Source organism: Fusicatenibacter faecihominis (genome assembly GCF_020686945.1).
Taxonomy (GTDB): Bacteria; Bacillota; Clostridia; order Lachnospirales; family Lachnospiraceae; genus Limivivens; species Limivivens faecihominis.
The window spans coordinates 1-9869 of the sequence record NZ_JAJEPR010000059.1 but is presented as its reverse complement, the minus strand read 5'-3'; the positions used below and the strand labels follow the sequence as shown (position 1 = coordinate 9869).

The window sequence follows — 9869 nt, the reverse complement described above, 5'->3', positions numbered from 1 at the left end:
TAAATCACTATTTTGTTAGCTGAAATATTGAATTTTTAAGGTACGAATCCCATTTTAGGTATGGGAAGTCTTAGTAACTTAATAAACAAAATGGGGTGGCTCCGTTAGTCCGGACAGGTGGCTCTCGCCACACCGGACTGGCGGCTCTGCCGCACCGTAATATTCACCTGTATTTATGCGGGTTTTCGGCATTTGTTTTATCAAATGGCTCTAGTTTGGCTCTATTTGTGAGAGCAATAATGGCAAGAAAACAGATGAAATCTAATAAGGAGCATTATATGACGAAAGTGAATTTTTATGATAGTATTAATGATTCAATGCTGAAGTTTGCAGTTATTATTGCCAGACATAATGGTAAATGGGTATTTTGCAAGCACAAGGAAAGAAATACATGGGAGGCACCGGGGGGACATAGAGAAGATGGTGAGGATATTCTTGAAACAGCCAAACGAGAACTATATGAAGAAACAGGAGCAATAACTTTTGATATTACTCCAATTTGTATATATTCTGTGACTGCACCAGATAATTTCGATGGAATGGAGACTTTTGGAAAATTATTCTTCTCAGATATACATACATTTGAAAAAGAGCTTCACAGTGAAATTGAAAAAATAGCAATTATGGATGAACTACCGATTAATTGGACTTACCCAGAAATTCAACCCAAACTGCTAGAAGAAGCAAGAAAAAGAGGATTTTGCCCCAAAAAGGACGAAATAAAATGGCTATTTTTTGATGTTGGATCGACATTGGTTGATGAAAGCAAAGTTTATGAAGACAGGATGAAAAGGATAGCGGATTTATCAGGTTTAACTTACGAGCAAATTTATAAATATGCCATGTCGTTTTATAAAGAAAACAAAAAAGGAGATTTAGAGGTAGCAAGGCAATTGGGGGTGAAATTACCTAAATGGGAATCGCAATACGAGAGGCTGTATACAGATACTAGAGATTGTTTGAAAAAGTTAAGTAGAATTTATAAAATTGGTGTAATTGCAAACCAATCATTAGGAACTTCTGAGAGATTAGAAAATCTTGGAGTACGAAAATATCTTGATTTGATTATCGCATCAGCAGAAGAAGGCGTTTCAAAACCAGATAGGCGCATATTTGAAATTGCATTGGAAAGAAGCAGTTGTAAGCCAGAGAATGCAGTCATGATTGGTGACCGTATTGATAATGATATTGTACCCGCAAAACAGTTGGGTATGAAAACTATATGGGTAAAACAGGGATTTGGAAGTTTGTGGAATATAACAGATGAGAGTGAAAAAGCTGATATGGAAATTAATAACTTATCTGATGTATTAAAATATTTATAGGGGATGAGTCTATAAAATAAGATTCAAATTACAATTGTTCTTGCAGAACATATGATATATGTTAGGGTACTCTTTAAGGAAAGTACCCATGACAGGGCGTTAAGTGTCTGGGGGTGCTTGCTTAGCGCTGATGACGGCTTATGAGATCATTTCGATTTTCATTGGGATATTTGGAACTTTCCTATGAGGACGTGAAATCTGCTAAAAATGGATTGATTGTCATTACACCGGATTTTGATAATTTTACTACAAAACTTATTGCGGCAGACGAATATTCAAAATATATGACAGAAACGTCAATTTTGGAAGGGGTTGCAAACAGAGAATATTACGGTAGATCGGCAACGTCTATAGAGAACAAAAGCACGATAGAGTATGAAACAGAGCAAGGATTGCCAGCACTAATCTATGGCGAATAAGGAGTGAGTTTGTAAAATAAGAATAGCAAAAAGAGAGAAGCGGAAGAGGATGCCATGGAATCGTTGATTTGATGATTCCGTGGCATCCTCTTTTGGAGGGGAAACTGGATTTATGATATTGTGGATTTTAGAACTTGTTTCTTATCTTTCGGTACTCTCTTGGGGAATATCCTTTCAGCTTGTGGAAAAGCCGGCTGAAATAAAGCTGATTATCATATCCGACGATTTTAGAAATTTCATTGATGGAATAGGTTGTTGTTTCAAGTAACATCTGGGCATTGTTAATTCGGATTCCCACAATAAACTGCATTGGTGTAGAACCTGTGTATTTTTTGAAGTTTCGGATAAACCAGCTGACACTCATTCCACGTGAGGCAGCATAATCATCTATGCTAATATTCTGGTTATAATTTTCACTGAAAAAGGTAACTGCGTTATCCATCTCGTGATCCAAGTATTCATTTTTCGAGATATGTTCCCTGGTCAGTTCCCGATGAAAGATGATAAGAAGATGACGGAGCAGAAGGACAAGCATTTCCTCATAATTATCTTGGCAACGCTGAAGCTCGATGATAATACGCTTGAAAATCTGTTCGTATTCCATAGAGGTTCCGACCTGAAATATACGCTCTTTATCCGGGAATCCATATTGCCGTAGGATATTTTTTACATTGTTGCCTGTAAAATGAATCCAGTATACTTCTGTCTTATCTTCTCCGTAATATTCATATTTTTGGAGTTCTTTCGGTCTGTACAGTACAATGTTGCCGGCTGGAACAATCGTTTCATTATTTACATTATCAAAATGAAAATGCCCACAACCAGCAGTGATATATATAATCTGATAATCCAGACGACCCCTTGGACGGTAGGTCGGAAGTTTGGGATGTCTGGAAAGACGGTAAGTACCACAGCTACCTACAATCAGCGGACGACTTTTGTCTTTGAAATCCATATGTGAGTGGTTCAAATAACCGGTGTTCAAATACATAGGACAGCACCTCTTTTCGCACTTTTTATCATTGTATCATTTAGTGCATATTTTGTCTAATCCAATTTATAGACATATTTTGCGGATTAGGATAAGCTATATATAGCATAACTAAGGAACGTAAACAAAAAAGTAAAGTATAAGGTTTGCTTTAGGAAAACAAAGAACAAAAAAGTATATGTATTGGAGGAGAGCTATTTATGATCGTACCACGTTATTATGAAAATCTAAGCGTACTGCACGAAAACACAATGCCAGCCAGAGCCTATTATATTCCGGCATCCAGAAGAATGGATAACTTGGTGGAACACAGAGAAGAGTCAGATCGTATGCAGTTATTGAATGGAACTTGGAAATTCCAGTATTTTAACAGCATCTATGACATTCAGGATTCTTTCTTTGAGAAGAATTATGATACAGAAAATTTTGATGAGATTCAGGTTCCAAGTGTATGGCAGATGGCTGGATATGATACACACCAGTATACAAACATCCGGTATCCATTTCCGTTTGATCCACCATATGTGCCACAGGACATTCCGTGTGGAGCCTATGTACATACTTTTGAGTACAGTAGAGATGAGAAAGCGCCAAAATCTTTTTTGAACTTTGAAGGAGTAGACAGTTGCTTTTACATATGGATCAATGGCTCTTACATAGGATACAGCCAGGTTTCGCATATGACCAGTGAGTTTGATGTTACCGATGTACTTCAGGATGGAACGAATACGGTGGCAGTGTTGGTAATGAAGTGGTGTGATGGTTCCTATTTGGAAGATCAGGACAAATTCCGTATGAGTGGTATTTTCCGGGATGTGTACATTTTGAAACGCCCAAAACAGGCAATCAGTGATTATCATATTAAAACAAGAATTGAGGATATGTTTGCGAAAGTAGAAATTGAAATGAAATTCTACTCTCCGTTAAATGTAAAAATTTCGATTGAAGATAGAAACGGAGCAGTTGTAGCACTAGGAAGTATTGCTGAAGAAGGAACAGCTGTATTAGAAATCGCAAGTCCGGAACTTTGGAATACAGAAAATCCATATCTATATAAACTGATTCTTGAAACAGAGAATGAAGTAATTGTAGATCACATTGCATTAAGAAAGATAGAGATTAAAGACCAGGTTATTTATTTAAATGGACAGAAGATTAAATTCCGTGGTGTCAATCGACATGATTCTGATCCGGTTACTGGATTTACAATCAATCCGGAACAGATTACAACCGATCTTACGTTAATGAAGCAGCATAATTTTAATGCGATCCGTTCCAGCCACTATCCGAACGCACCATTTTTCTATGAAATGTGTGACAAGTATGGATTCATGGTAATAGATGAAGCAGATATTGAAGCTCATGGTCCATTTATGATCTACAGAAAAGAAGACACTGATTACAATCGGTTCAAACGATGGAATGAGAAGATTGCAGATGATCCGGTATGGGAAGAGGCAATCGTTGATCGCGTAAAACTCATGGTGGAACGTGACAAAAACCGTTTCTGTATTGTTATGTGGTCAATGGGAAATGAGAGTGCTTATGGCTGCAACTTTGAAAAAGCACTGGAATGGACAAAGAATTTTGATCCAGACCGTATCACACAATATGAGAGTGCAAGATACCGTAATTATGATGAAACATATGATTACAGCAATCTGGATGTGTACAGCCGGATGTACCCAGCGCTTTCCGAAATTCAGGAATATCTGGATAAAGATGGAAGCAAACCCTTCCTTTTGGTAGAGTACTGTCACAGCATGGGAAACGGACCTGGAGATTTTGAAGATTACTTCCAGATGATTCAGGATAATGATAAAATGTGCGGCGGCTTTGTCTGGGAATGGTGTGACCATGCGATTGCTCATGGAACTGCTGAGAATGGAAAGACTATATATGCTTATGGGGGCGACCATGGCGAAGAAATTCATGATGGCAACTTCTGTATGGATGGATTAGTATATCCGGACAGAACGGTACATACAGGACTTTTGGAATACAAGAATGTTTATCGCCCGGCAAGAGTTATTTCCTATAACAAAGAAAGCGGAGAACTGGTGCTTCATAACTACATGGATTTTGATGACTTGAAAGATTATGTGAAGATTAGTTATGAGCTGACACAGGATGGTCTTGTGATCAGCAAAGGCATACTTCCGGAGTTTTCTGTGGCACCACACGGGGAAGGAAAAACAAACCTGAAGATCAATGTTCCAGAGAATGGGAAATGTTATTTAAAACTTATTTACCATCTGAAAAAGGAATTGCCACTGTTGGATGAAGACCATATTCTTGGATTTGATGAAATTGAGGTAAGTAAAGAGGATACAAAATGTAAACTTGCAGAGAAATGGATACCAAAAACAGTAGTGGACTCTGAATTACAGGTAAATGAAAATGATACACAGATTCATATCAAGGGGCGTGAATTTGCTTATACCATAGACAAACGTACTGTACTCTTTACAGAGATGAAATTCGCAGGGCGGGAATACTTGAACCATCCGATGGAATTAAATATTTGGAGAGCTCCAACAGATAACGATATGTACATCAAGTCTGAATGGAAGAAAGCCCACTATGATAAGGCTTACACAAGAGCCTATACGACAGAGGTTGTGCAGGGAAAACATGGTGTGAAAATTACAAGCCATGCATCCGTTGTGGCAGAGACAGTACAGAAGATTCTTGATGTGACGATCACATGGAAAATAGAAGCTGCTGGAAAGATTGATGCAGATATTGCAGTAACAAAAGACGATGAATTCCCGGATCTTCCGAGATTTGGTGTGAGGATGTTCCTGGATAAAAAACTTTCAGCTGTAAGATACTTTGGAATGGGACCACAGGAAAGTTATTGTGATAAACATCAGGCTGCGAGCCACGGTTTGTATCATGCAAATGTAGATGATTTGCATGAGGATTATATTCGCCCACAGGAAAATGGAAGCCATTATGATTGTGAATATGTAGAGCTTAACAACAGCCGATATGGAATTATGGTATCTGCGGAAAATGCCTTCTCATTCAATGCTTCTTATTATACGCAGGAAGAACTTGAGAAGAAAACGCATAATTATGAACTGACAGAATCAGATAGTGTAGTATTTTGCGTTGACTATGCATTAAATGGCATTGGTTCTAATAGTTGTGGTCCAGTTGTATTGGATCAGTACCGATTTGATGATGTATTATTCCGGTTCCAGTTTACGCTGATACCGTATGTAAAGTGATAATAAAGTTTCATGTAACTCGTAAACAAAGAAGGATAGTCTGATTGCAATGTAAAGTCCGGATATACAGAGCAATCAGACAAAAACAGAGAAAAAAATATAATTAGACATCATACGGTTAGACATATTGAGATTCTAAGTGCAATGAATATGAGGAGCAAAAGAATTCTATGGAAGAAAAAAAGTATTTAAAATGGTATAACAAAATCGGATATGGTTCGGGTGATATCGCAGGAAATGTGGTCTATGCGTTCCTGACATCCTTCATGATGCCCTATCTGACAGACTCAGTAGGACTTGCTGCAGGTGTCGTAGGTACCCTGATTGCCCTATCAAAACTATTTGATGGTTTTACGGATATATTTTTTGGATCAATGATTGACAAAACACACAGTAAAATGGGAAAAGCGAAGCCATGGATGCTATACGGATACATTGGTTGTGCCATTACGCTGGTCTGCTGCTTTGCAGTACCAGTCAGCTTTGGAACAAAGGCTAAATACGCATGGTTCTTTATCTCTTATACACTGTTAAATGGTGTGTTTTATACAGCAAACAATATTGCTTACTCAGCACTTACGTCACTGATTACAAAGAACAGCAAAGAGCGTGTGCAGATGGGATCTTACCGTTTTATTTTTGCGTTTTCAACAAGTCTTCTGATTCAGGCGATTACAGTTGGATTTGTAGATAAATGTGGTGGAGATGCTGCGGCATGGAGAACGGTTGCTATTATCTATGCAATCATTGGTCTTGTCATAAATACGATTTCAGCACTTTCTGTTAAGGAACTTCCTGAGGAAGAACTTAACGAAGGAGAAGTAAAGGATGATAATGAAAAGTACGGAATGGTACAGGCATTCAAGCTTCTTGTTAAAAACAAATATTACATGATGATTTGTGGAACATATATTTTACAGCAGTTATATGGTGCCATGATTGGAGCTGGCATTTATTATATGACATGGGTACTGAAAAATAAGAATTTGTTTGGACAATTTGCATGGGCAGTAAATATTCCACTGATCATTGCCCTGATTTTCACACCGACATTAGTTGGTAAGTGGAAAGGTATGTATAAACTGAACTTAAGAGGTTACGTCTTAGCAGTCATCGGTAGAGCACTTGTTGTTGTTGCCGGATATATGGGCAGTGTTCCGCTGATGATGGCATTTACAGCTCTTGCAGCCTTAGGTCAGGGACCATGGCAGGGAGATATGAATGCAGTTATCGCATCTTGCTCTGAATACACTTATCTTACGCAGGGAAAGAGAATTGACGGAACGATGTACTCTTGTACTTCTCTTGGCGTAAAAATCGGTGGAGGTATTGGAACCGCTGTTGTTGGATGGATACTTGAGTTCAGTGGATATATCGGAACAAATGTAACTCAGCCGCAGTCTGCACTTGATATGATGCAGTTTATGTATCTTTGGCTTCCGTTAATCTTAGATGTATTGATTATGTTTGTACTTTCAAGAATGAATGTAGAAGATGCAAATAAAAAACTGAAAGCAGAAAAAGGAATTGCTACAGATGAAGTAACAGATGCATCAGACATAAATTAGAATTGACAGGAGAAAGCGTTGTCTGGTCATTGCTCGATGAGACAGTGCTTTTTTCTATATATAAAGTGATTGAACTGTATTTTGAAAATAAAAAAGGACCACTTCATTTTTGTGAAATGGCCTTAAGAAAATATTCAGTTTTCACAAAATAGTCCTTTTAGTATTTATACATGGTAAGGATGCTCAAAATATTCAGTGTAGAATACTAAAAGGTCATTCAGATATTTTTTTAGGTTGCTCATTTGCAATTCCTCCTTTCCTTATTTACAAGTTGATTATAAGATAGGTGTAAAAGAATTGCTTGCCAAATCGAAAGAAGATATAGACAAATGTTGCAAAGGGGAGTATTTCATGCAGTTAAAATATGTTGACACAAAAGAGGAGATTATAGCAATAAATAGGAAGTCAAAACATATTGAACCACATCTTCATAATGCACTGGAGATCGTTTGTGTAACAAGTGGAGCATTAGAACTTGGTGTCGGACAGGAACTATACCATATGGAAAAAGGAGATATAGGCTTTGTATTTCCAGATGTTATTCATCATTATCAGGTACTGACACCCGGTGTAAATAAAGCGACTTATCTGATCGCATCGCCATTTACGATAGTCAAATTTGCAGATATCATGCAATCCATGGCTCCTGAATACCCAATCATCAAAGCGGAAAAGGTTGAACCGGAGGTATATAGGGTTATAAATGCAATTTTAGAGACAGAACAGTCGGATATTACTGTTGCACAGGCATATCTTCAAATTGTGTTGGCACGCTGCATAGGAAAATTAAATTTGGTAGAAAAGAGTAGTGTGGGGAGCAATGATCTTATTTACCAGACAGTTTCCTATATATCAACAAATTTTAAGAAGAAGTTTTCTCTGGAAGAGATGGCAAAAGATCTGGGGGTGAGCAAATATGTTTTATCCAGACTCTTTTCCAAAACATTCCATAGAAACTTTAATCAATATCTTAACGATGCAAGGCTGAACTATGCATGCCATCGTTTGGAAAATACGAGTGATTCTATTACAAACATTTGTCTGGATAGTGGATTTGAAAGTCAGAGAACATTTAACCGAGTATTTAAAGAAAGATATAAAATATCACCGAGTGATTATCGGAGTATTTGTGTGAAAGAGATGTTGTCATAAAAGGTTCTGTTGATAGAAATATTTACTTTGATTTCACAGTACTATGTATTTGATTTTATGTGTGGATGATATAATATAAAAATATTTGTAGAAAATAGCGCTTTATTTTATTATGAAAAGAGCAAGGTGTATTCTAAAGAAACAAGAAAGGCAGGGCGCATATGAACATGAGAAAATCCATAATCGATTTTAATGAAAAAAAAGGATTCATCTGCGATATGGATGGTGTGATTTATCATGGCAATCAGATATTGCCAGGTGTTCCAGAATTCATCCAGTGGTTGCATGATGAAAAGAAAGAATATTTATTTTTGACAAATAATAGTGGATATACACCACGGGAATTAAATCAGAAACTGGCAAGGATGGGACTTGATGTGCCAGAAGAACATTTTTACACCAGCGCATTGGCAACAGCCGCTTTTTTAAAGGAACAGGCGGCAGGCTGTTCAGCATTTGTGATAGGAGAAGCCGGTCTGTTAAATGCACTTTATGATGTAGGTATCACAATGAATGATGTAAATCCGGATTATGTTGTTGTGGGAGAGGGACGCTCCTATTCATTGGATACATTAACAAAAGCAACGAATTTAGTTCTGAAAGGTGCAAAGCTGATCGGAGCAAACTCAGATGTTTCCGGCCCGATTGAGAACGGCATTGCTCCTGCTTGTCGTGCATTGATTGCACCTATAGAAATGGCAACAGGTACACAGGCATATTTCTGTGGGAAACCGAATCCACTGATGATGAGAACAGGATTGAATATGCTTGGATGTCATTCAGCAGAAGCTGTAATGGTTGGGGATCGTATGGATACAGATGTGATTTCAGGAATGGAAAGTGGTATGTCTACTGTATTGGTTCTCTCTGGATGTTCAACGAAGGATACACTCAAAACTTATGCGTATCGTCCAACTATGGTTTTAAATGGTGTGGGGGATATTGCTATGTTAGCAAAGTCAAAGGCAGAGTAATAATGAATAATCTGAAGTACTAAGAGATAAACAGAGCTTGATAGACAATCGAAAATGTGGTTGTCTCTCAAGCTCTGTTTGATTATGAAATTGCTTGCATTCGTATGAATATTTATTTGACAGATTTTATAATATGATGCCAGGGTCAAAAGGTCAAAAAGCCGTTCATGCTTGCATGATAAGGCTTTTGAACTTGGGACCCGC

The 9869-nt window shown here is 37.6% G+C and carries 7 protein-coding genes; 6 read left to right on the top strand and 1 reads right to left on the bottom strand.

Annotation, left to right across the window (positions count from 1 at the left end):
• The first annotated feature begins 239 nt into the window (after positions 1-239).
• The gene (locus LKD71_RS17085; protein ID WP_227616319.1) at positions 240-1325 is read left to right on the top strand and encodes an HAD-IA family hydrolase; all 1086 of its coding nucleotides are present in this window, start codon (positions 240-242) and stop codon (positions 1323-1325) included.
• A 140-nt stretch (positions 1326-1465) separates the two neighbouring features.
• On the top strand, positions 1466-1744 hold the full coding sequence (locus LKD71_RS17080; RefSeq protein WP_227616318.1) for a hypothetical protein: 279 nt from the start codon (positions 1466-1468) through the stop codon (positions 1742-1744).
• A 127-nt stretch (positions 1745-1871) separates the two neighbouring features.
• Here LKD71_RS17080 and LKD71_RS17075 read toward each other — a convergent pair whose 3' ends face one another.
• Positions 1872-2735 carry an AraC family transcriptional regulator gene (locus LKD71_RS17075; protein WP_227616317.1) on the bottom strand — a complete coding sequence of 288 codons (864 nt, stop codon included), beginning with the start codon at positions 2733-2735 and terminating at the stop codon, positions 1872-1874.
• A 200-nt stretch (positions 2736-2935) separates the two neighbouring features.
• On the opposite strand from LKD71_RS17075, the gene LKD71_RS17070 reads away from it, so the two are divergent.
• The 4 genes from LKD71_RS17070 (at position 2936) to LKD71_RS17055 (ending at position 9665) form a co-directional block, all read left to right on the top strand.
• Positions 2936-5971, top strand: coding sequence for a glycoside hydrolase family 2 TIM barrel-domain containing protein (locus LKD71_RS17070; protein ID WP_227616316.1), 3036 nt, complete (start codon positions 2936-2938; stop codon positions 5969-5971).
• Positions 5972-6141: 170 nt separating this feature from the next.
• On the top strand, positions 6142-7539 hold the full coding sequence (locus LKD71_RS17065) for an MFS transporter (RefSeq protein WP_227616315.1): 1398 nt from the start codon (positions 6142-6144) through the stop codon (positions 7537-7539).
• A gap of 351 nt (positions 7540-7890) precedes the next feature.
• Positions 7891-8691: a helix-turn-helix domain-containing protein gene (locus LKD71_RS17060; RefSeq protein WP_227616314.1), complete on the top strand. Its 801-nt coding sequence runs from the start codon at positions 7891-7893 to the stop codon at positions 8689-8691.
• 161 nt (positions 8692-8852) lie between these two features.
• The gene (locus tag LKD71_RS17055) at positions 8853-9665 is read left to right on the top strand and encodes an HAD-IIA family hydrolase (RefSeq protein WP_118331561.1); all 813 of its coding nucleotides are present in this window, start codon (positions 8853-8855) and stop codon (positions 9663-9665) included.
• Positions 9666-9869: the final 204 nt, after the last annotated feature.

Bases quoted from the DNA above. Each gene is read 5' to 3' on its own strand.
- LKD71_RS17060 (WP_227616314.1), top strand. From the start codon at position 7,891: ATGCAGTTAAAATATGTTGACACAAAAGAGGAGATTATAGCAATAAAT.
- LKD71_RS17085 (WP_227616319.1), top strand. From the start codon at position 240: ATGGCAAGAAAACAGATGAAATCTAATAAGGAGCATTATATGACGAAA.
- LKD71_RS17070 (WP_227616316.1), top strand. From the start codon at position 2,936: ATGATCGTACCACGTTATTATGAAAATCTAAGCGTACTGCACGAAAAC.
- LKD71_RS17055 (WP_118331561.1), top strand. From the start codon at position 8,853: ATGAACATGAGAAAATCCATAATCGATTTTAATGAAAAAAAAGGATTC.
- LKD71_RS17065 (WP_227616315.1), top strand. From the start codon at position 6,142: ATGGAAGAAAAAAAGTATTTAAAATGGTATAACAAAATCGGATATGGT.
- LKD71_RS17080 (WP_227616318.1), top strand. From the start codon at position 1,466: ATGAGATCATTTCGATTTTCATTGGGATATTTGGAACTTTCCTATGAG.
- LKD71_RS17075 (WP_227616317.1), bottom strand. From the start codon at position 2,735: ATGTATTTGAACACCGGTTATTTGAACCACTCACATATGGATTTCAAA.